The organism is Dactylosporangium sp. NPDC000521, from assembly GCF_042898305.1.
Lineage (GTDB): Bacteria > Actinomycetota > Actinomycetes > Mycobacteriales > Micromonosporaceae > Dactylosporangium.
The window spans coordinates 515,704-537,837 of sequence record NZ_JBIAYW010000007.1 but is presented as its reverse complement, the minus strand read 5'-3'; the positions used below and the strand labels follow the sequence as shown (position 1 = coordinate 537,837).

Genomic DNA, 22,134 nt, shown 5'->3' with positions numbered 1-22,134 from the left:
GACGGATTGATGTTCGCCGCCGCGGCCTCGGTAGCCCTCAGGACCGACGCCGCGACCGTGAGAACCGGCACCGTACCCATGGTTGTCAGGGCGACTCGGCGGCTCAGCAACCGTCGCTCGCCGCTCACCGGCTCCTGCTGATCCTGTGTCATGTCCAACAATCGCACCTGCGAGATGCCCTCTCGAGCAGGATGACGGAAGCCTGGAGAGCTCCCATCATCCCAGCGCGGAAGGCATTGCCCATACCCGTCGACTCGTCACGTCTCGGTGCCCTCGGTGGGTCGAGGTCAAGCGCCGACGTACTGGGCCAGGTGCTCGCCGGTGAGGGTGGAGCGGGCGGCGACCAGGTCGGCCGGCGTGCCCTCGAAGACGAGGCGGCCGCCGTCGTGGCCGGCGCCGGGGCCGAGGTCGATGATCCAGTCGGCGCGGGCCATGACGGCCAGGTGGTGTTCGATGACGATGACGGACTTGCCCGAGTCGACGAGGCGGTCGAGGAGCTTCAGCAGCTGCTCGACATCGGCGAGGTGCAGGCCGGTCGTCGGCTCGTCCAGGACGTAGATGCCGCCATTCTCCGCCATGTGGATGGCCAGCTTGAGCCGCTGGCGCTCGCCGCCGGAGAGGGTGGTGAGCGGCTGGCCGAGGGTGACGTAGCCGAGGCCGACGTCGGCCATGCGGTGCAGGATGGCGTGGGCGGCGGCCGACTTCGCGTGGCCGGCGGCGAAGAACGACTCGGCCTCCGTCACCGACATCGCCAGGACCTCGCTGATGTCCTTGCCGCCCAGCTTGTACTCGAGGACGGCGGCCTGGAAACGCTTGCCCTCGCACTCCTCGCAGACGGTGGCGACGCCCGCCATCATGGCCAGGTCGGTGTAGATGACGCCGTTGCCGTTGCAGTTGGGGCAGGCGCCCGCCGAGTTGGCGCTGAAGAGGGCCGGCTTCACCTTGTTGGCCTTGGCGAAGGCGGCACGGATCGGGTCGAGCAGGCCGGTGTACGTCGCCGGGTTGCTGCGCCGGGAGCCGCGGATCGCGGTCTGGTCGACGGAGACGACCCCCGCGCCCTTGGGCACCGAGCCGTGGATGAGGGAACTCTTGCCCGACCCCGCCACGCCGGTGACGACGACCAGCACGCCCAGCGGCACGTCGACGCTCACGTCCTGCAGGTTGTGCCGGCTCGCGTTGCGGATGGGCAGCGCACCCGTCGCCTTGCGCGGGTCGGCCTTCAAAGAAGCCCGGTAGTCGAGGTGGCGGCCGGTCAGCGTGTCGCTGGCCCGCAGGTCCTCCACGGTGCCCTCGAAGCAGACCGTGCCGCCGGCGCTGCCCGCGCCGGGGCCGAGGTCGACGACGTGGTCGGCGATCGCGATCGTCTCGGGCTTGTGCTCGACGACGAGGACCGTGTTGCCCTTGTCGCGGAGGCGCTGGAGCAGCCCGTTCATCCGCTGGATGTCGTGCGGGTGCAGCCCGACGGTCGGCTCGTCGAAGATGTACGACACGTCGGTGAGGCTCGACCCGAGGTGCCGGATCATCTTGGTGCGCTGCGCCTCACCGCCGGACAGCGTGCCCGACGGCCGGTCCAGCGACAGGTAGCCGAGGCCGATCTCCACGAACGAGTCCAGCGTCTGCTGCAGGGTCGCCAGCAGCGGCGCCACCGCGGGGTCCTTGATGCCGCGGACCCAGTCGGCGAGGTCGCTGATCTGCATCGCGCACGCGTCGGCGATGTTGATGCCGTCGATGCGCGACTCCAGCGCCGCCTTGTTGAGCCGGGTGCCGCCGCACTCGGGGCAGGCCGTGAACGTGACCGCCCGCTCCACGAACGCGCGCAGGTGCGGCTGCAGCGCCTCCTTGTCCTTCTGCAGGAACCCCTTCTGGACCTTGGGGATGAGCCCCTCATAGGTCATGTTGATGTTCTCGATCTTGACCTTCACGGGTTCCTTGTAGAGGAAGTCGTGCAGCTCCTGATCGGTGTAGTCGCGGATGGGCTTGTCGGCGTCGACGAAGCCGGACGCGGTGAAGATCCGCACGAGCCAGCCGTCGACGCTGTAACCCGGGATGGTGATCGCACCCTCGCTCAGCGACTTGTCCCGGTCGAACAGCTCGTCGAGGTCGATGTCGTTGGCGGTGCCCATACCCTCGCAGCGGGGGCACGCGCCGGCGGGCACGTTGAAGCTGTAGTGGAACGACGGCCCGGCGCTCGGCACGCCGAGGCGGCTGAACACGATCCGCAGCATGGCATTCGCGTCGGTCGCGGTGCCCACCGTGGAGCGGGAGTTGGCACCCATCCGCTCCTGGTCGACGATGATCGCCGTGGTGAGCCCTTCGAGCAGGTCGACGTCCGGCCGGCCCTGGCTCGGCATGAAGCCCTGCACGAACGCGCTGTAGGTCTCGTTGATGAGCCGCTGCGACTCCGCGGCGATCGTGCCGAACACCAGCGAGCTCTTGCCAGACCCCGACACCCCGGTGAACACCGTCAGCCGGCGCTTCGGGATGTCGACGCTGACGTCCTTCAGGTTGTTTTCCCTGGCCCCGTGGACCTTGATCAGGTCATGACTGTCTGCCACATGCACCGGGCCACCATAGCGGGACCCCCCGACATTTTCGGCCGCTACGTTGCGCTGATGACACGTTGGGAGAAGTTCGACGATGCGGGCGCGGTGTTGGCGCCGAGCCCGTTCGAGGAGTTCGACGTCGAGTTCGACGCGGCGCTGGTACGGCGCGGCGACGTCCACGTCGACGGCGACTTCACGGGCGGCGACCTGTACAGGCTGGCCGGCGTCGGCAGCACGGACGAGCTGACGGCGTTCGTGATCGACGGCGACCTCACCGTCGGCGGCACGCTGGACCTCGACGAGGACGCCCCGAGACGTTCGCCCTCACGGTCACCGGCACCCCGCGGGCGGCCGTCGTCAGCGTCGACGCCACGATGCTGTACGTCTACGGCGGCGCCGTCGTGAGCCGCCTGATCCACTTCGCGACGACCGACGGCACGCTGTCGATCGCCGGCACCACCGACTGCCCCCTCACCATCCACGATGGCGGCTCCTGGACGCGCACCACCGCCCGGACGACGACAGGCCGTGTGACTGGTTCGCGGTGCCGCTGGCGTTCGGGCGGCGGTTCGACGGGGCGATCACGCACTTCCGCGACATCGACCTGTTGCGGCGGCGGCGGTTCGTGTACGAGTTCCCGGTTGCCCGGCATCCCGGCTACGCACGGCGGCGCGGGTACTTCGACGGGTTGACGGAGTTCACGGCGCTGCGGACGGTCGACGACGCCGAGGACGCCGACTCGGAGCTGGGGGACGGCTACGTCGAGCCGCCGCTGCTGTACTGCGACGCCGGCACCGCACTGTGGCGGCGGATGGTCGAGGCCGGGGAGCTGTCCGGCGCGGACGCCGTCCCACCACGGCCGGTCGCGCTGGCCGACGCGGTCCTCGCCGTCGCCGAAGCCGCCGACCGCGGCGGCGACGTGCGGCTCATCGCCCTCTGGTACACCCTGGGCTGCGACATCCTCGTGGGCGGCCGGGTGACCGAGGGCGTCGCCGGCCAGGTGGGGCGGCTGCGGGAGATCGTGGCGCGGACCGGGGCGATGCCGGTGCCGCTGCCGCCCGCCGACGAGCAGGTGCTCGCGATGGACGACGAGCGCGAGACCTGGTGGTACCTCACGGTGTCCTAAGGAGTGGACGACCACCACGTCGCCGGGGACGTGACGGTGAAGCCGAGCGACTCGTACAGGGGGCGACCCAGCCGCGAGGCGGTCAGCGTGACCGGCACCTCCGTCAGGTGCGCGAGCGAGCCGAGCATGACGGCCCGCCCCACGCCACGGGAGCGGAACCTCGGCGGGGTGCCGACCCAGTAGTAACTGCCGAGCCCGTCGTCGAGGACGGTGACGCACGCCCCGGCGACCTCCCCGTCGAGCCGCGCGACGAAGACGTCCACGCCGGGCTGTTCGACCAAGGCGTTCGGGAAGAGTTCGCCGCTCTTGTACGGCGTGAACCGGCTCAGCTCGAAGCCGTCGATCACGGCACGCTCGGCCGACTGGAGGTCCACTTCGGCGCGGACTCGGATGACGTCCATCGCCGGCACGCCCACGGGCCCCGGCCCGCGCAGCATGACGGGCATCTGCCAGGTGCGCATGCCGAGATGGGTGAGGTCCGTCGCGCTGAACGGGTCCTCGACGTCGACCGGCCCGGGTGCCTGCGCCGCCAGCTCGGTGATCTCGGCTACCTCACCGGCGTCGAGCCCGGCCCGCTGGATCAGCACCCGCACGCCCGCCCGCGCGTCGCCGACCACGGCGAGGTATCCGGGGCGGCGGACCACCTCGTGCCCGCGGGCCCGCCCGGTCGCGGCCCAGAACGCGGCGGAGTTGCGCGCCTGCCGCAGCGGCGCCTCCTCGATCGTCGTCATGGTCCACATCCTTGCCGAATCTTCACGGTTCCGGCGCCCCGCCACCACCGGCCGTCGCTACCGTCGCGCTGGTGCCCCTGACGCTGCCCACCCACCCCGCCGCCGTGCTGCCGCTGAAGGTGTGGCGGCCGCGCTGGTTCGACGGGGTGGCGCTCGTCACCGGTTCGGTGGCGCCGGACCTCGCGTACGCGCTGGACGGCTCCGGGCTGCCGGTCTGGCCGCTGTCGCATCAGCCGGCGGGGCTCGTCGCGTGGTGCCTGCCGGCCGCCGTGGCGGTCGCGTGGCTGACGCGGCGGGCGGCGCCGGTGCTCGCCGCGCACCTGCCGGCCGCCGGTGACTACGGGGTGCTCGGGTCGCACCGGCCGGCGTGGCCGGTCACCGTGTCGTCGGCGCTGCTCGGCGCGGCGAGTCATCTCGCCCTTGACCGGCTGGAGTTCGCGGTGCCCTGGTCGGAGTACGTCATGCACGTGCTCGGCGCTGCCGGTCTCGCCGCCGTGGTCCTGTCGATCCGCCGTGGCCGGTTGCTGCGCCGCTGGCACGGCGACCCGCCACCGTGCCGCCGTCGGCCGCTGCCGTTCTGGACGGTGGCCTGCGCGGTGACGCTGCCGCCGGCCGCGATCACGCCGCTCCTGCCTGGCGCGTCCCTGCCGCACACGACCGGCGTCAGGCTGCTCTGCGCCGCCGGCGCGGGTCTGCTGGCCGCGTCGTGGGCGGTATCGTGCCGATCATGACAGCTCCGCAGGGGTTCCTGGTGCCCGGCGAGGACGCCCTCGAATGGTGGTGGCGGCTGCGGGTGCAGCACCGCGGCACCGGGCTGTGGCCGGTGCTGATGACACCGGAGACGCCGGAGGAGTTGACGCCGTTCGGGATCCGGACGCCGCAGGAGGAGGCGGCCCTGCGGTACGACGGCGCGGAGCTGCTCGCGAAGTGGCTCGAGTCGCGGCTCGCCGTCTACGGCGACTACGCCGAAACGGTCCGCGCCGAGCTGCGCGGTGAGGGCGAGTGGCGGCCGCGGCCGGAGCTGCCGGGGTTCGGCGTCGCCTACTACGCCGAGGAGGTGTTCGTCGCGCTGGTGCCCGTCGCGGCGCCGTGGCAGGTGCCGCTCGCGCTGCACTGCGGCGGGTGGAACGGCTACCCGGCGCCGGCCGAGCACGCGGCGATCCTCAGACACTTCCACGCCCGGTACGGCGCCGAGCTCGTCGCGATGACCAGCACGACCGCCGAGTTCAAGGTGCGGTGGCCGCCGCGGGACCGGGCCGGCGCGCTCAGGCTCGCCGCGGAGTACCGCGTGTACAACGACGGTGAATACGACTTCTACGGTGCGGACACGCTGACCGACCTGGCCTTGAGCCTCAGCCACGCGACGGTGTGGCGCGCCTGGTGGGACTGACCCCGGTTAGGGGGTCAGGACGAGCCGGCCGACCTGGCCACCGGTCTCGAGCGCACGCAGCGCAGCCGGAGCGTCCGTCAGCGGGAACGTCGCCGCGACGTACGGGCGCAGCCGGCCCTCGGCGGCGGCTGCGAACAGTCCACTGAGGACGGTGCTGGTCCACGCCGGGTCGGGTCGCCCCGCGGCGAACAGGTCCACGGCGCTGGCCCGGCGCCCGGGCGACGCCGCAGTCCACGCAGCGAGCTGGGCGGTCAGCGCGGCTTGCAGCTCCGCGGGGTCGCCGGTCATGTCACGGGTGAAGTTGTGCCCGTACGACACCAGGATCCCGGTCGGGCCGAGCTGCTCCCACGACTCGGCCAGGTTCGGCCCGCCGATCGAGTCGAACACCGCGTCGACACCGCCCGGCGCGAGCTGCCGCACCCGGGCAAAGACGTCCTCGGTCCAGTGGTCGACCGGCTCGAAGTCCAGCTCCGTGGTCTCGGCGAGCTGGCGGGTACTGGACACTCCGATGACCCGCGCACCGGCCCGCCGGGCGAGTTGGACGAGCACCGTGCCGACCCAGCCCGGTGCGCCTGGCACCACGACCACCTGTCCGGGCTGGACCCGGGCGACGTCGTGCAGCATGTACCGGGCGAGCAGGCCGGGATACGCGAGCGCCACCGCGTCCACGGCGCCGAGCGGCTCCGGCACGGACGTGAGCGCGCCGGCGTCGACGGTCACGTGGGTGGCCCAGGCACCGCCCGGCACGACGGCGGCGACGCGCCGGCCGATGAGCCGCGGGTCGGCCGCGTCGCCGGTCGCGATGACGACGCCGGCCAGGTCGCGGCCCGGCACCATCGGGTACGCGCGGCGGTCCAGGCACGTGCCCCGACGCATCAGCATGTCGTCGAAGGACATGCCGCTCGCCTCGACCTCGATGAGCGCCTCGTGCGGCGCCGGCACGGGCACCGGCCTCCGGCGCACCACCATGCCTTCGGGCTCGACGGGACCGGGCAGCACGATCTCGACGGCGGGCACGCCGGTCACCGTACGCGACGCTCGTCGTCCCGGAAAGGCGTCTCGAGCGGTCCTCCAGCGGTCCTCGAGCGATGCCTCTTGGTTGCCGCGGTGGCCGGCCTCACCTCACCCCCCGTTGGGAAAATCCGGGTATCTCGGTTTCCGGTGCGGCCCGTGCGGTAAACCCGGGGGTATGGCTGACGGATACTCGTTCGTCGTCGTGGCGAACCGGCTGCCCGTCGACCGCACCACCGACGAGCACGGCGCGTCCCAGTGGACGCGTAGCCCCGGCGGGTTGGTGAGCGCCCTCGAGCCGATCGTGCGCAGCTCCGGCGGCGCGTGGGTCGGCTGGACCGGCGCTCCCGATGACGACGACGGACCGGTCGAGGTCGACGGGATCCACCTTCGCCCCGTGCCGCTGAGCGCGGAGGACGTCGACCACTACTACGAGGGCCAGTCCAACTCGACGATCTGGCCGCTCTTCCACGACCTCGTGGAGCAGCCGGTCTACCGCCGGGACTGGCGGCAGTCGTACGAGGCGGTCAACCGGCGCTTCGCTCAGGCCGCGGCGGACGTCGCGGCCGAGGGTGCGGCCGTGTGGGTGCACGACTACCAGCTGCTGCTCGTGCCCGCGATGCTGCGGGAACTGCGGCCGGATCTGCGGATCGGCTTCTTCCTGCACATCCCGTTTCCGCCGGTGGAACTCTTCATGCAGCTGCCGCGGCGGGTCGAACTGCTCCGCGGCCTGCTGGGCGCCGACCTGGTCGGGTTTCAGCGGCCCCTCGCCGGGCAGAACTTCCTGCAGCTCACCGACCGGCTCCTCGGCCTTCGCCCGTCCGGGGATTCCGTGGAGTACGAGGGGCGCACCGTCGTGGCACGCGCGTTTCCCATCTCCATCGACATCGCGGAGATCGACCGGCTCGCCGCGTCGCCCGAGGTGCAGGAGGAGGCGGGCCGGCTGCGCGCCGAGCTGGGCGGCGACCGGCGGCTGCTGCTCGGCGTCGACCGCCTCGACTACACGAAGGGCATCGAGCAGCGCGTCGAGGCGTTCGGTGAGCTGCTGTCCGAGGGCGCGGTCTCCAGCGACGAGGTGGTCCTCGTCCAGGTCGCCACCCCGAGCCGCATGAGGGTCGCGCAGTACCAGCAGCTGCGCGAACGGGTCGAGCGCGACGTCGGCCGGATCAACGGCGAGTTCGGCGCGGTCGGCAAGGTGCCCGTGCACTACCTGTTCCAGAACCGGTCCCGCGAGGAGCTGGTCGCCCTGTACCTCGCCACCGACGTCATGCTCGTCACCCCGCTGCGCGACGGCATGAACCTCGTCGCGAAGGAGTTCGTCGCCGCCCGCCGCGACGCGCTCGGCGCCCTGGTCCTCAGCGAGTTCACCGGCGCCGCCGCCGAGCTCGACGAGGCGTTCCTGACCAACCCGCACGACGTCGAGGACCTGAAGCGCGCCATCCTCGCCGCCCTGGCCGCCCCACCCGCCGACCGCACCACCCGCATGCGCGCCATGCGCGCCCGCATCCAGTCCCACGACGTTGACCACTGGGCCCGCGAATTCCTGGACGCCCTCGGCGTCCCCGTTCACCAGTAGCCGGGCAGTACCTCGCTGATCCGGCCGAGGTCCTGCATCAGCCGATACGTCTCGCACAACACCTGTGGCAGCGGCACGCTGTCCACCCCTCAACGAATCGCCGCACGAACGACCACGCTCCGGCGTTGTTGACTCCATCGGCCATCGCGGTGACCGCGTCGAATCCTGCAGACACGCCGGAGTGTAACGGTTGGGGCAGCGGTGGGTCATGTTGCGTGGGTGGGCTGGACGGGGGTTTGGGGGGTTGGGAGAATGGTGGGGCAGCGCCTACCGGGGGGAGGCGGCACGTGCCACGACCCTACTTTTCTTTGTCAGCTCCAGACTCCGGCCGTTTGTCGGACCCTGGTTCGATCGACTCGGCGACGCGTCTCGCGGCTTCGGCCGCTGCGTGGGAGCGCCGGCGTGAGGAGAAGCGCCGCGTCAGGGCGGAGTTCGCCGAGGCTCGCGCGCACGGACTGAGGGCTCGCCACGCGGCGAAGCTGACCCGTCTGCGCAACGCCCGGGTGCTGGCCGGCGAGCCCGCGTCGGCGCCGTTGACCGGGGTGGCTGCGGACCGTGCGTCGAGTGGTGCCGCGCACGGAGTGCCGGCTCGTAACGCTCCGGCTCCAGCGTCCGTGCGTCCGGCTTCTGCGCCCGTGCGTCCGGCTTCTGCGCGCGTGGGTCCGGCGGGTGCGGCGGGCGTCGTGCGGCTTGGTGTTCACCACCACGCCGGCCGGTGGTGCGGGGCGGCGGTGTGTGGCTGCTGTGGGCGTCATGTCGTTCTCCCGGTGGGCGGAGGCCATGGCGCACTCAGGTACAGGGGCAGGATCAGCGCGGTGGTGACTGCCAGGTTGCGGTGCAGCAGCTCCTCCCGGGGGACGAACACCATCGCGCAGCCCTCGCCGAGGACGACGTCGTCCTGGCGGGCGCGCGTGGTGCCGTGGAAGACGTGGACCGTCACGGTGTGGGGGAAGCCCGGCTCGTACGGGCGAGGACCGCTCCACACCAACCGCAGTTCGCCGGTCGTCAGGCCTGTCTCTTCCAGCAGCTCGCGGCGGGCGGCGACCACGGGGGACTCGCCGGGCTCGACGTGGCCGCCGGGCAGGCTCCACTGGTCGGGTGAGACGGGGGTGTCCGGGTCGCGGTGCTGGAGCAGGACCGCACCGGTGGGGTCGGTGAGCAGGACGAGCGCGACGTCGTACGTGGCGGCCATACGATCAAGCCTGGCCGTCTGCGAGGAGGTCGCCGAGGGCGGACATGGCGCGGACGTTGCCGGCGTTGGCCGCCTGGCGGAGCCAGCGCTCCGCCTCGGGGAGGGCGCCGCGGTCGCGGAGGAGTTCACCCAGGCCGCACATGGCGAAGTCGTTGCCCGCCTCGGCACCGCGGCGGAGCCAGTGCTCGGCCTCGTCGATGGCGCCGCGGTCGCGGAGGAGGTCGGCGAGGCTGTCCATCGCGTAGGTGCTGCCGGCCTCCGCCGCGCGGCGGAACCAGGTCTCGGCCTGGCCGGTGTCGCCGACGTGGGCGAAGAGGCTGCCGAGGCGGCTCATCGCGTACTCGTCGTCGCCGGCGCGGCGGTACCAGGCCTCGGCCTCGACCGGGTTGTCCCGGGTCCGGTAGAGGTCACCAAGGTTGCAGATGGCGACGACGTAGCCGGTGCCGGCGGCGCGGCGGAACCAGGTCTCGGCACCGGCCTGGTCGCCGCGGCTCAGGTGGAGGTCGCCGAGGGTGCTCATGGCGAAGGGGTCACCGGCGTCGGCGGCGCGCTGGAGCCAGGTCTCGGCCTCGGCGGTGTCGCCGCGCTTCCGCAGCAGGTCGGCGAGCTTCACCATCGACAGGGTGCGGCCGGGGTCGGCGGCGACAGCCCGCCGGTGCCACGCCTCTGCCTCGCTCGGGTCGGCGGGCGGCTGGTCGGCGACGGCGGCGGCGCGGGCGTGTCGCAGCCATCGGCGCCAGGGGCTTCGGCTCACAGCGCCCATCGTCGCGCACCCACGCCACCGCCGGCCGTCCGTGCCGAGCGCCGCGCGGTCGTCGCGCCGCCCCCGAGCCGACGCGACGGCGCTGTGATGATGCGACGGGTCCGGCCGATGCGACGGCCCCGAGGTGATGCGACGGACCCGAGGCGATGCGACGGACCCGAGGCGGCGCGGCTGGGTGCGGCGGTGCTGCGGCCGGGTGCGGCGGTGGGCGGGTCGTTGTCGGGGGCGCGGGGTCAGCGCTTCTGTGGGACTGGGGGCGTGGTGCTGTTGGCGGGTTGAGGGTTGCGGAATTCGTTGGCGAGCTCGCTGAGTGTGGTGTTCGTCCAGCGCACCGCGGCGAGGTAGAAGGATGCCAGCGCGGCGGGGTCGTCTGTGGCGAACGACGGGGCGGTCCCGTTCGGGTGAGCAGACTCGGCGGGTCCGGCGCCCCCAGCGGGTCCGGCAGGTCCGGCGGGTTCGGTGACCCCAGTGAGTCCGGCGGGTCCGGCGGGTCCGGCGGGTCCGGCAGGTCCGGCGGATCCGGCAGGTCCGGCGGATCCGGCAGGTCCGGCGGGTCCGGTGGGTTCAGGAGGTCCGGCGGGTTCGGTGGGTACAGGAGGTCCGGCGGGTTCGGTGGGTTCAGGAGATCCGGCAGGTCCAGTTGGTCCGGCAGCTTTGGTGAATCTGCCCGATCCGGCAGGTTCAGCGAGGTCGGCGGGTCCGGTACGTCCGGCGGAGCGCTGGGGGTCGGTGGGGCCGGCCGGTTCGGTGGAGGTGGCGGTGTAGGCGCGGACGGTGGTGAGCACCCGGCCGAGGGGGCCGGCGCCGGTGAGGAGGGCGGCGGTGAGGGACGGGTCGAGGGGGACGCCGTTGAGGACGCGGGCGGTGGGTTCGTCGAACAGGTCGGCGACGGCGGACAGGAGGCCGCCGATGTAGGCGGGTTCGCCCGGCAGGGAGGCGGCCTCGGCGAGGAGCTGGCAGCAGCGGGCGCGGATCAGCAGGTCGCTCAGCTGCTCGGGGTCGGCCTCGGTGATGTCGGCGACGACCATCAGCGTGACCCACTGGCGCAGGCGGGTGAGGCCGAGGGCCACGACCGCGTCGCGGATGGAGGAGACGGTGCGGTTGAGGCCGAAGGAGGCGGCGTTGGTGGCCCGGAGCAGGCGCAGGCTGAGGCCGGCGTCCTGGCCGATCAGGGGGACGAGCGAGTCGACGTCGACGTCGTCGGAGCTGAGGGCGGCCATGATGCGCAGGCGGGTGAGGCGCGACGGGGCGAGCGCGACGGCGGAGCTGACGTGCGGGCGGCCCAGGATGTGGCCCTGGAAGAACTCGAAGCCCAGGGACATCGCCAGGTCGAGGGCATCGGGCGTCTCGAGCCGTTCGGCGATCAGCTGCAGGTGGGCGTGCAGGCGGCAGTTGACGACGGTCGCGCGGATGGTGGCCTCGTCGTTGTCCAGCATGTCGATCTTCACGTAGGTGGCGACGTCGAGCAGGCGTTCGTGGCTGGTGCCGAAGACGAAGTCGTCGAGGGCGATGGTGTACCCCTGCTCGTGCAGGGCGGTGACGCCGGCCAGGACCTCCTCGTCGATGTCGGTGGTCTCCAGCACCTCGAGGACGGCCTGGCTGCAGTCGAAGGGCAGCGGCAGCTGGCCGGTGAGGAAGTCCCGGGTCAGGTTGATGAAGCAGACCTGCCCGCCGGAGACCTCGTCGAGGCCGAACTCCGTGAACGCCGCGACCAGCACCCTGGCGGTGGCGTGCGCGTCGCGGCGGGAGGCGGTCGCCGCGGTCGCGCCGGCGCGGAACAGCAGCTCGTGCGCGACCACGGCACCGTCGCGGTCGTAGATCGGCTGCCGGCCGACGTGGACCATGTGCTCGTCGTCAGGCCCTGCCGTTTCCTGGCTCACCCCGTCATTTTCGCCCCGAAATCCCCTGATTACCGCAAAACGGAGGAATACGGATGCGGTCGCGCGCTGGAGGTGACGCCGTCCCGGGGCCGCCGGTGGTGTCCTGGCTGCATGAGCAATCCGGAGCGGGAGCGGATGGCGACCCCCGACCAGACAGCGGCCGGCGACCAGATGCCGGCCGACGCCGAGCGGGCACCCCTCGGCCTGAAAGAGCGCGCCAATCCGTGGTACCGGTGGGGACCGTACCTCAGTGAGCGCGCCTGGGGCACCGTCCGCGAGGACTACAGCGGCGACGGCACCGCATGGGAGGCGTTTCCGCACGATCACGCGAGGTCCAGGGCATACCGGTGGAGCGAGGACGGCCTGGGTGGCATCTGCGACCAGGAGCAGCGCCTGTGCTTCGCTCTCGGGCTGTGGAACGGGCGCGACCCGATCCTGAAGGAGCGCATCTTCGGCCTCACGGGCAACGAGGGCAACCACGGCGAGGACGCCAAGGAGTACTGGTGGTACCTCGACGCGGTGCCGAGCCACGCGTGGCTGCGCTGGCGGTACCACTACCCGCAGCGGGAGTTCCCCTACGAGCAGCTGGTCAGCGAGAACCGGCGCCGGTCGCGGGAGGAGCCGGAGTTCGAGCTGCTGGACACGGGGATCTTCGACGAGGACCGGTTCTGGATCGTCGAGGCCGACTACGCCAAGGCCGACCCCGACGACCTGCGGGTCCGAGTGAAGATCACCAACCCGGGGCCCGAGGCGGAGACGCTGCACGTGCTGCCGACCGTCTGGTTCCGCAACACGTGGTCGTGGGAGGAAGGCGGGGAGAAGCCGCGGCTGGCCACGGCGGGCGGCGACACGATCGGCATGGGGTCGATGGTGCTGCAGGCCGCGCCGGGACCTGACGGGTCGCTGCCGCGGCAGCTGTACTGCGACAACGAGACCAACACTTCTCGGCTCTACGGCGCGCCGTCGGGCACCGCGTTCCCGAAGGACGGCATCAACGACCACGTCGTGCACGGCGCCGACACCGTCAACCCCGCGTACGAGGGCACGAAGGCGGCCTTCTGGTATCAGGTGACGGTCCAGCCGGGCGAGACGGTCGAGCTGTCGCTGCGGCTCGCGCCGCGGGCCGACCCTGCCGCGTTCGGGCCGGCGTTCGACCAGGTCCTCGACCAGCGCAAGCAGGAGGCCGACCGCTTCTACGCCGAGCTCGCCCCCGCCGGCACCAGCGAAGAAGACGCGATGATCATGCGTCAGGGCTTCGCGGGGATGATCTGGGGCAAGCAGTTCTACAACTACGACGTGGCGAAGTGGCTTAGCGGCGACCCGACGCAGCCGCCGCCGCCCCCGGGCAGGCAGCACGGCCGCAACGCCGGCTGGCGGCACCTGGACGCCTCCGACATCATGTCGATGCCCGACCCGTGGGAGTACCCGTGGTTCGCCGCGTGGGACTCGGCGTTCCACGCGGTGGCGCTCGCGCACCTCGACCCGGCGTTCGCCAAGTACCAGCTGCTGCTGCTGTGCAGGGAGTGGTTCCAGCACCCGAACGGCGCGATCCCCGCGTACGAGTGGGCGTTCGAGGACCTCAACCCGCCGGTGCAGGCGTGGGCGGCCCTGCAGGTGTACAACATCGACGGCCGCCGCGACCTGGAGTTCCTGACCCGCGTCTTCTCGAAGCTGGTGCTGAACTTCACCTGGTGGGTCAACCGCGAGGACGAGGACGGGCGGAACATCTTCGAGGGCGGGTTCCTGGGGCTGGACAACATCGGCCCGATCGACCGCTCGCATCTGCCGCCCGGGTACCGGCTGGAGCAGTCCGACGCGACGGCGTGGATGGCGTTCTACTGCCTGAACCTGCTGGAGATGGCCCGCGAGGTGGCCGCGCACAACCCGGCGTTCGACGACCTCGTCGTGAAGTTCCTCGAACACTTCGCGCTGATCTCCGAGGCGATGCACGACAACGACCTGTGGGACGAGCAGGACGGCTTCTACTACGACGTGCTGCGCCGCCCCGACGGCAGCAGCGAACCGCTGCGGGTCCGGTCGATGGTCGGCGTCATCCCGCTGTTCGCCACGAAGGCGCTGTCGCACGAGGACTTCGCCCGGGTCCGCCGGCTGTCCAAGGGCTTCGCCTCGATGCCCGAGCATCAGGTGGTGCCGGGGACCGACGGCACGGTCGGTGTCGGGGTCGCGGCGCACGGCCGGACCCGGCGCATCCTGCCGCACCTGTTCGACGAGCAGAGCTTCCTGTCGCCGTACGGGCTGCGGGCGCTGTCCAAGTGGCACGCCGACCATCCGTTCAGCGTCGAGCTGCCCGGCTGGTCCGCGACCGTCGGCTACGAGCCCGCCGAGTCGAGCACCGGCATGTTCGGCGGCAACTCCAACTGGCGCGGACCGCTGTGGATGCCGCTGAACTACCTCGTCCTGCGCACCCTGGAGGACTACCACGCCAACCTCGGCGACGCCGTGAAGATCGAGTACCCGACCGGGTCCGGGCGGCAGTGCACCGCCGGTGAGATCGCCGAGGACCTCCGTCAGCGGATGCTGGCACTGTACCGGCGGGGCCCCGACGGCCGCAGGCCGGCGTTCGGCTGGATCGACCAGTTCCAGCACGACCCGCACTGGCGCGACAACCTGCTGTTCTACGAGTACTTCCACGCCGACAACGGCGCGGGCCTCGGCGCCACCCACCAGACCGGCTGGACCGGCCTGCTGGCGGAGATGATCGCACGCCCGTCGGTGCAGTCCACGGGGGCCCGCTCATGATCAGGTTCGGCCGCCAGGTGTGCGGCGATCTCGACGCGGCGGCCACCCGCGAGTGGCTGGTCACCGACGGCCTGGGCGGCTACGCGATGGGCACCGTCGCCGGCCTGCGCACCCGCCGCTACCACGGCCTGCTCGTGGTGGCGGCACCGGGCGCCGCCTCCCGTTCCCTCGGCCTCGCCGCGCTCGACCCGGTCGTGCGGGCCGGCGAGCGGATCTTCCGGCTCGCCACCGACGAGTGGGCCGGCGGCACCGTCGACCCCGCCGGCCACACGCACCTCGCCGAGTTCCGGCTCGCCGACGGCGTGCCGTGCTGGCGCTGGGACCTCGGCGACGTGGTCCTGGAGCGGGAGATCGCGATGGCGCACGGCCGGTCCGCCGTCGGTGTCGTGTTCCGCGTCCTGCGCGCACCGCGCCCGGTCGAGCTCGAGCTCACCCCGCTGTGCACCTGGCGGGACGTGCACGGCGAGCGCCACGCGTGGGGCGACCCGCAGGTCACGCCGGTCGCCGGCGGCTTCGAGTTCGAGGGCGCCTACCGGGTCGCCGGCCCGTCGTGGCGGCCCGGCGGCGAGTGGTACCGCGGCGCCTACGCCCGCGAGGAGGCCGCCCGGGGGCTGAACCCGGTCGAGGACCTGTGGGCCGCCGGCCACTTCACCGCCACGCTCGCACCCGGCGAAACCGCGTCCGTGACCGCCTTCGCCACCGCAGAGCCGGCCGTCGTCGCCGGCGGAATGCCGAACGCCGCCGGAATGCCGGCCGGGGTCATCGACGGTGACGTGCCGTCGGCGGTGGAGATCGTCGCCGCGGCCCGGCGTCGCGCCGTCGCGCTCGGCGGGGGCGACTCCGTCGGGCGGCAGCTGACGATCGCCGCCGACCAGTTCGTCATCGACACGCCGACAGGCCCGTCGGCCGTCGCCGGCTACCCGTGGTTCGGCGAGTGGTCCCGCGACCTGATGACGTCGTTCGAGGGGCTGTTCCTCACCACCGGCCGCGGGGAGCAGGCCCGCCGCGTCCTGCTCCGCGCCGGCGCGACCGTGTCCGACGGCATGCTCGCCAACACCGCCGACACCGGCACCCTCGAGTACAACACCGCCGACGCGGCGCTGTGGTTCCTGCACGCCGTCGACCGGTACGCCACGGTCACCGGCGACCTGGACACCGTGGCCGACCTCGCCGGCGCCATGGACGAGGTGCTGGACCTGCACCGCCGCGGCACCCGGTTCGGCATCGCCGCCGACCCCGCCGACGGCCTGCTCACGCAGGGCAAGCCGGGGTTCGCGCTCACCTGGATGGACGCCCGCGTGGGTGGCGTCCCGGTCACCGAACGCCAGGGCAAGGCGGTCGAGATCAATGCCTTGTGGGTGAACGGCCTGGCGAGCACCGCCGCCCTCTTCGACCGGATCGGCCGCGGGCACGACTGGACCGCGGCGGCGTCGCGGGCCGCCGCGTCGTTCGAGCGCCGCTTCACCCGCCCCGACGGTCTGGGCCTGTTCGACGTCGTGGACGGTGCCGCCGGCGACGACCCCGCCATCCGGCCCAACCAGCTTCTCGCGGTGGCGTTGCCGCACGTACCGGCGGCGAATCCGGACATCGTGGAGCTGTGCCGGGCGGCGCTGCTGACCTCGCTCGGCCCGCGGTCGCTCGCCCCGGGCTCCCCGGGCTACCACGGCCGCCACCGCGGCGGGCCGCCGGACCGCGACCACGCGTACCACCAGGGGACCGTCTGGCCGTGGCTGATCGGCCCGTTCGTCGACGCGGCCCGCCGTACCGGCGCCGACACCACCGGCGTCCTGGACGGGCTGGAGCTGCACCTCGAGGAGTGGGGCCTGGGCTCGGTGTCGGAGACCGCCGACGGGGACGCCCCGCACGCGGCCACCGGCTGCCCGTTCCAGGCCTGGTCGGTGGCGGAGCTGCTCCGCGCCCGATCGCTGTAGTCCCTACGACCGGCGGTTTTGGATGGGCGGGTGACGTTCGCCAGGGTCATCGTCGCGGCGGTCGCGGCCCTCGGGCTCGCGGCCGCCGCCGGCTGTTCGGGTGGGCGAGGGCACGAGCTGGTCTCGTCGGACGCGGATCAGTACTCCAGCCCGGTCTGGGTGGGCGACACGATCTACTTCCTCTCGCGGCTGCAGGACCACGACGACCCGCCGCCGTCATTGATGCGGGTCCGTGCCGGCGGCCGTCCGGAACGGGTGACGGTCGAGCACCCGGACTGCCCGGATCCGCGTGGCCGGAGCGGTGGCCTGAGCGCCAGGGTGCGGAAGGTCGTGGCGGTCAGCGGTCACGAGCTCGGGCTGGTCATCACCTGCGGGGACGGCGACACCGACGCGCCCGCGACGATCGTGCGGTGGGACGCCGGCACCGGGCGGTCGGCCGTCGTCGGCAGGATCGAGCGTGCCGGCGAGGTCGCCTGGTCGGGCGGCAAGGGCACGGTGTACTACCCGACGCCCTCCTGCCCGCAGACCCCTCCGGCGGGAGGACTGCGGTCGACGTGCCTGAGCGAGCCTGACGCGATGCTCGGCGCCGTGGCCGCCGACGGGTCGCTCGTCTACCTGACCACCCGGTGCGGCACCGACGCGCCGGGGCCGGAGTCCGTCTTCCCCGTCTACTCCCTCTGCCGGCGCGTCGGGCGGGGGCCGGCGTCGACGGTCGCCCGGGGCGTGCGGTCGCCCGCGGCGCTGACCGTGCACGGCGACCGGATCGTGATCGCCGGAGAGGCGAACGGCAAGGCCGGCGTGTGGCTGGTGAAGGACGGCCGGTTCGAGCGGATCGCCGGGGGCCGCTACCGGGCCGCGGCCTTCAACGCCGACGGGACACGGCTCGCGGTCGCGTACCGGGACAAGGGATGGTTCTCGATCACCTGGTCGTTGCGGGTCATCCCGGTGCCGCGGGCGTAGAGGGGCTGCCTGAATAAACAGTGGTCTATGCAGAACCGTTGCCAGGGGGTGGCGAGTCTGCTTAACTGGTCGGCACCTCGGTGAGAGAGCGCTCTCTGGAGCGCTCGCCGCGGTGGAAGGAGTAACCCCCGCCCCCAACAGGCCCGGTCGCCACCGCCAATGGCGACGGGCAGCACCGCGGCACCGCGCAGCCTTCGGCGAGGCGCGTGGTGTGCGGCACCTTCGCGTGGCATCGATGCCCGTGAGACACCCCAATCCACCCGCCGGAGCGGGCGGCGCTTCACCGTGCCCGCATGCCGGAAGCCCTATCAGGGATCGGACGTGATCGGCGCACGTCGTTCGCTGCTTTCTTCGTAGGAGAGGTGCAACCGATCATGTTCCGCAGAGTGCTGCTCTGCGTCGCCCTCGTGCTGGCCGCGGCAGGATTCAACATCGCCCCGGCGTTCGCGGCCGACTTCTCGGTGCTGATCTTCAGCAAGACCGCGGGGTTCCGGCACGACGCGATCCCCGCCGGGATCACCGCGATCCAGCAACTGGGCACGCAGAACAACTTCACCGTCGAGGCGACCGAGGACGCGACGCAGTTCAACGACACGAACCTGGCCCGCTTCAAGGCGGTCATCTGGCTGTCGACGACCGGCGACGTGCTCGACGCCAACCAGCAGGCCGCGTTCGAGCGGTACGTCCGCGCCGGCGGCGGTTACGTCGGCGTGCACGCGGCGGCCGACACCGAGTACGACTGGGCCTGGTACGGCAACCTCGTCGGCGCCTACTTCTCCAGCCACCCGGCGATCCAGCCGGTCACGGTCCGCATCGAGGACACCGCGCACCCGTCCAACGCGGGCATCCCGGCGAACTGGAACCGCACCGACGAGCTGTACAACTACCGCACCAACCCGCGCTCGCAGGTGCACGTCCTGGCGAACCTCAACGAGGCCACGTACACGGGCGGCACCATGAACGGCGACCACCCGATCTCGTGGTGCCGCGCCTACGACGGCGGCCGCTCCTGGTACACCGGCCTCGGCCACACCCAGGAGAGCTACACCGAGGCGAACTTCCGCACGCACCTGCTCGGCGGCATCAAGTACGCCGCGCAGAACATCGGCAACTGCTCGGTGCAGTCCTCCGCCGGCACGTTCAACCAGGTCAACCTGGCCAAGGGCGTGGCGGAGACCGGCGAGCCGATGGGCCTCACCGTCCTGCCGAACCGGGGCGTGCTGCACACCGCGCGCGACGGCGTCATCCGGTACACCGACGTCAACGGCAACACGAAGGTCGCCCTGACGCTGCAGGTCTACACCCACGACGAGGAGGGTCTGCAGAGCATCAAGGCGGACCCGAACTTCGCCACCAACAAGTGGGTGTACGTCTACTACGCGCCGCCGCTCAGCACCCCGGCCGGCGACGCCCCGTCCACCGGCACGGCGGCGCAGTTCGCCCCGTTCAACGGCTCCAACAAGCTGGCCCGGTTCACCGTGCGGGACGACTACACGATCGACCCGAACTCGCAGGTGACGATCCTCGACGTGCCGACCAGCCGTGGACTGTGCTGCCACGTCGGCGGTGACATCGACTTCGACGCCGCCGGCAACCTGTACCTGTCCACCGGCGACGACAGCAACCCGTTCGACTCCGGTGGTTACGCGCCGCTGGACGAGCGGGCCGACCACAACCCCGCCTACGACGCGCAGCGCACCGCGGGCAACAGCAACGACCTGCGCGGCAAGGTGCTGCGCATCAAGCCGGGCGCGACGGGCGGCTACACCATCCCGGCCGGCAACATGTTCGCCCCGGGCACCGCGAAGACGAGGCCCGAGATCTACGCGATGGGCTTCCGCAACCCGTTCCGGATGAGCGTCGACAAGGCCACCGGCGTCGTGTACCTCGGCGACTACGGCCCCGACGCGGGCACCGCCGACCCGAACCGGGGCCCCGCGGGCACGGTCTCGTTCGAGCGGATCACCCAGCCGGGCTTCTTCGGCTGGCCGTACTGCTCCAACTACAACACCCCGTACAACGAGTACGTGTTCCCGACCGGCCCGTCGCTCGGCACGTACAACTGCGCCGGTGGCCCGACGAACAACTCGCCCAACAACACCGGCATCACCACCCTGCCGGCGTCGCAGGCCGCCTGGCTGCCGTACGGCGGTCAAGGCCCCTGGCGGCCCGAGCTGGGTGGCGGCGGCCCCATGGCCGGCCCGGTCTACAACTTCAACCCGAACCTGGTCTCCGACGTGAAGTTCCCGGCCTCCTACAACGGCCAGGTCTTCCTCGGCGAGTTCACCAGCCGCTGGATCAAGGCCGCCGCCATCAACGCCAACGGCACGGCCGGCGCGATCACCCCGATCCCGTGGACCGGAACCGCCATCATGGACATGGAGTTCGGGCCGGACGGCGCCCTGTACGTGCTCGACTACGGCACCACCTGGTTCGGCGGCGACGCCAACTCGGCGCTCTACCGCATCGAGTACAACAGCGGCGGCAACCGGTCACCGATCGCCCAGGCGGCAGCGACCCCGTCCTCCGGCCCGGCGCCGCTGACCGTGCAGTTCAGCTCGGCCGGCAGCAACGACCCGGACGGCGACGCGATCACGTACGCCTGGGACTTCACCACCAACGGCAGCACCGACTCCACCGCGGCCAACCCGACGTTCACGTACCCCACGAACGGCGAGTACACCGCGACGCTGACGGTGCGGGACACCGGCGGCAGGACCGCGACGGCCAGTGTCGTCGTCGGGGTCGGCCGGCCGACGATCCAGCTCATCACCCCGGCCGACGGCTCGGTGTTCCAGTTCGGGGACCTGGTGCCGTTCGAGGTGAGGGTCACCGACCCGAACGCAGGCACCATCGACTGCAACCGGGTCGTGGTCAACTACGTCCTGGGCCACGACAGTCACGGTCACCCGATCACCAGCAAGAACGGCTGCACCGGGTCGATCCAGACCACAGTGGACGGTGAGCACGACCCCAGCTCGAACATCTTCGGGGTCATGGCCGCCGTGTACACCCCGGTCAGCGGCACCGCGGTCCAGGACCAGCACCAGCTGCAGCCGCGGACCCGGCAGGCCGAGCACTACAACACGATGAACGGCGTCCAGCTCGCCGCCAAGGCCAGCGCGCACGGCGGCAACGCCGTCGGGTACATCGAGAACGGCGACTGGATCTCCTTCAACACGTACAACCTGGCCGGCGTCAACAGCATCAAGGCGCGGGTCGCCTCGGCCGGCACCGGCGGCACCATCACCGTGCGGACCGGCTCGCCGACCGGCCCGGTGGCCGGCACCGTGCAGGTCGCCCCGACCGGCGGCTGGGAGACCTGGGCCGACGTCACCGGGACGATCAGCCCACCGGCCGGCACATCTGCGCTGTACCTGGTGTTCACCGGCGGCGCGGGGTCGTTGTTCGACATCGACGACTTCACCTTCAACTCCGGCACGACCCAGCCGCCGTCGTCGAACCTGGCGCTGAACAAGCCGGTGACGGCGTCCAGCGTCGAGAACGCCGGCACCCCGGCGTCGGCGGCCGTCGACGGCTCGCTGACGACGCGGTGGGCGAGCGCCTTCTCCGACCCCCAGTGGATCCGGGTGGACCTCGGCCAGTCGTACTCCATCAACCGGGTGAAGCTCACCTGGGAGGCGGCGTACGGCTCGGCGTACCAGATCCAGACGTCCGCGGACGGCACGACCTGGACCACCATCAAGTCGGTGACCGGCGAGAACGGTGGCGTCGACGACAACACCGGCCTCACCGGCACGGGCCGCTACGTGCGCATCAACGGCACCGCGCGCGGCACGGCATACGGCTACTCGCTGTTCGAGTTCGAGGTGTACGGCGGGACGGTCACCCAGCCGCCCGCCACCAACCTCGCGCTGAACAAGCCGGCGACGGCGTCGAGCGTGGAGAACGCCGGCACCCCCGCGTCGAGTGCCGTCGACGGCTCGCTGACCACCCGCTGGTCGAGTGCCTTCGCGGACCCGCAGTGGATCCGCGTCGACCTCGGTCAGTCGTACGCGATCGGCCGGGTGAAGCTCACCTGGGAGGCCGCGTACGGGTCCGCGTACCAGATCCAGACCTCGGCCGACGGGACGAACTGGACGACGGTGCGCTCCGTGACCGGCGGCGACGGCGGCGTCGACGACAACACCGGCCTCGCCGCCACGGGCCGCTACGTGCGCATCAACGGCACCACCCGCGCCACGGCGTGGGGCTACTCGCTGCTGGAGTTCGAGGTGTACGCCAGCTGACGGTATGACGGCACAACCGGG

Annotated in this window: 15 protein-coding genes; 9 read left to right on the top strand and 6 right to left on the bottom strand. The window is 71.9% G+C overall.

What is annotated here, in order from left to right:
- Nucleotides 1-287: 287 nt before the first annotated feature.
- Nucleotides 288-2,561, bottom strand: a complete 2,274-nt coding sequence (locus ACFY3L_RS25350; RefSeq protein ID WP_389328715.1) for an ATP-binding cassette domain-containing protein — start codon at nucleotides 2,559-2,561, stop codon at nucleotides 288-290.
- Nucleotides 2,562-2,612: 51 nt separating this feature from the next.
- On the opposite strand from ACFY3L_RS25350, the gene ACFY3L_RS25345 reads away from it, so the two are divergent.
- Nucleotides 2,613-2,948, top strand: a complete 336-nt coding sequence (locus tag ACFY3L_RS25345; RefSeq protein ID WP_389328713.1) for a hypothetical protein — start codon at nucleotides 2,613-2,615, stop codon at nucleotides 2,946-2,948.
- 139 nt (nucleotides 2,949-3,087) lie between these two features.
- Nucleotides 3,088-3,669 (top strand): hypothetical protein, encoded by a 582-nt coding sequence (locus tag ACFY3L_RS25340; RefSeq protein ID WP_389328711.1) that lies wholly within the window; start codon nucleotides 3,088-3,090, stop codon nucleotides 3,667-3,669.
- On the opposite strand, the gene ACFY3L_RS25335 is transcribed toward ACFY3L_RS25340, so the two are convergent.
- Nucleotides 3,666-4,400, bottom strand: a complete 735-nt coding sequence (locus ACFY3L_RS25335; RefSeq protein ID WP_389328709.1) for a GNAT family N-acetyltransferase — start codon at nucleotides 4,398-4,400, stop codon at nucleotides 3,666-3,668. The two genes, ACFY3L_RS25340 and ACFY3L_RS25335, sit on opposite strands and share 4 nt — an antisense overlap.
- Before the next feature lie 71 nt (nucleotides 4,401-4,471).
- On the opposite strand from ACFY3L_RS25335, the gene ACFY3L_RS25330 reads away from it, so the two are divergent.
- Nucleotides 4,472-5,131 carry a DUF4184 family protein gene (locus ACFY3L_RS25330; RefSeq protein ID WP_389328707.1) on the top strand — a complete coding sequence of 220 codons (660 nt, stop codon included), beginning with the start codon at nucleotides 4,472-4,474 and terminating at the stop codon, nucleotides 5,129-5,131.
- Nucleotides 5,128-5,790 (top strand): DUF4253 domain-containing protein, encoded by a 663-nt coding sequence (locus ACFY3L_RS25325; protein WP_389328705.1) that lies wholly within the window; start codon nucleotides 5,128-5,130, stop codon nucleotides 5,788-5,790. The genes ACFY3L_RS25330 and ACFY3L_RS25325 overlap by 4 nt, the downstream gene beginning before the upstream one ends.
- A 6-nt stretch (nucleotides 5,791-5,796) precedes the next feature.
- Here ACFY3L_RS25325 and ACFY3L_RS25320 read toward each other — a convergent pair whose 3' ends face one another.
- Complete coding sequence (locus ACFY3L_RS25320; protein ID WP_389328703.1) at nucleotides 5,797-6,807, bottom strand: zinc-binding dehydrogenase; 1,011 nt, start codon at nucleotides 6,805-6,807, stop codon at nucleotides 5,797-5,799.
- A gap of 172 nt (nucleotides 6,808-6,979) precedes the next feature.
- Between ACFY3L_RS25320 and ACFY3L_RS25315 the strand changes: the two genes are divergently transcribed.
- Entirely contained in the window at nucleotides 6,980-8,377 is a 1,398-nt protein-coding gene (locus ACFY3L_RS25315) for a trehalose-6-phosphate synthase (RefSeq protein WP_389328701.1), read from the top strand.
- Nucleotides 8,378-9,128: 751 nt separating this feature from the next.
- Here ACFY3L_RS25315 and ACFY3L_RS25310 read toward each other — a convergent pair.
- The 3 genes from ACFY3L_RS25310 to ACFY3L_RS25300 all read right to left on the bottom strand — a co-directional run bounded on the left by ACFY3L_RS25310 (nucleotide 9,129) and on the right by ACFY3L_RS25300 (nucleotide 12,212).
- Nucleotides 9,129-9,569: an NUDIX domain-containing protein gene (locus ACFY3L_RS25310; RefSeq protein ID WP_389328699.1), complete on the bottom strand. Its 441-nt coding sequence runs from the start codon at nucleotides 9,567-9,569 to the stop codon at nucleotides 9,129-9,131.
- Nucleotides 9,570-9,573: 4 nt separating this feature from the next.
- On the bottom strand, nucleotides 9,574-10,323 hold the full coding sequence (locus ACFY3L_RS25305; RefSeq protein ID WP_389328696.1) for a tetratricopeptide repeat protein: 750 nt from the start codon (nucleotides 10,321-10,323) through the stop codon (nucleotides 9,574-9,576).
- Nucleotides 10,324-10,565: 242 nt separating this feature from the next.
- Entirely contained in the window at nucleotides 10,566-12,212 is a 1,647-nt protein-coding gene (locus ACFY3L_RS25300; protein ID WP_389328693.1) for an HDOD domain-containing protein, read from the bottom strand.
- A gap of 111 nt (nucleotides 12,213-12,323) precedes the next feature.
- Between ACFY3L_RS25300 and ACFY3L_RS25295 the strand changes: the two genes are divergently transcribed.
- The 4 genes from ACFY3L_RS25295 (at nucleotide 12,324) to ACFY3L_RS25280 (ending at nucleotide 22,113) form a co-directional block, all read left to right on the top strand.
- Nucleotides 12,324-14,972, top strand: a complete 2,649-nt coding sequence (locus ACFY3L_RS25295; protein WP_389328691.1) for a glucosidase — start codon at nucleotides 12,324-12,326, stop codon at nucleotides 14,970-14,972.
- The gene (locus tag ACFY3L_RS25290; protein ID WP_389328688.1) at nucleotides 14,969-16,903 is read left to right on the top strand and encodes an amylo-alpha-1,6-glucosidase; all 1,935 of its coding nucleotides are present in this window, start codon (nucleotides 14,969-14,971) and stop codon (nucleotides 16,901-16,903) included. The genes ACFY3L_RS25295 and ACFY3L_RS25290 overlap by 4 nt, the downstream gene beginning before the upstream one ends.
- 30 nt (nucleotides 16,904-16,933) lie before the next feature.
- Nucleotides 16,934-17,863: a hypothetical protein gene (locus ACFY3L_RS25285; RefSeq protein ID WP_389328685.1), complete on the top strand. Its 930-nt coding sequence runs from the start codon at nucleotides 16,934-16,936 to the stop codon at nucleotides 17,861-17,863.
- Between the two features lie 374 nt (nucleotides 17,864-18,237).
- Entirely contained in the window at nucleotides 18,238-22,113 is a 3,876-nt protein-coding gene (locus ACFY3L_RS25280; protein ID WP_389328682.1) for a ThuA domain-containing protein, read from the top strand.
- Nucleotides 22,114-22,134: the final 21 nt, after the last annotated feature.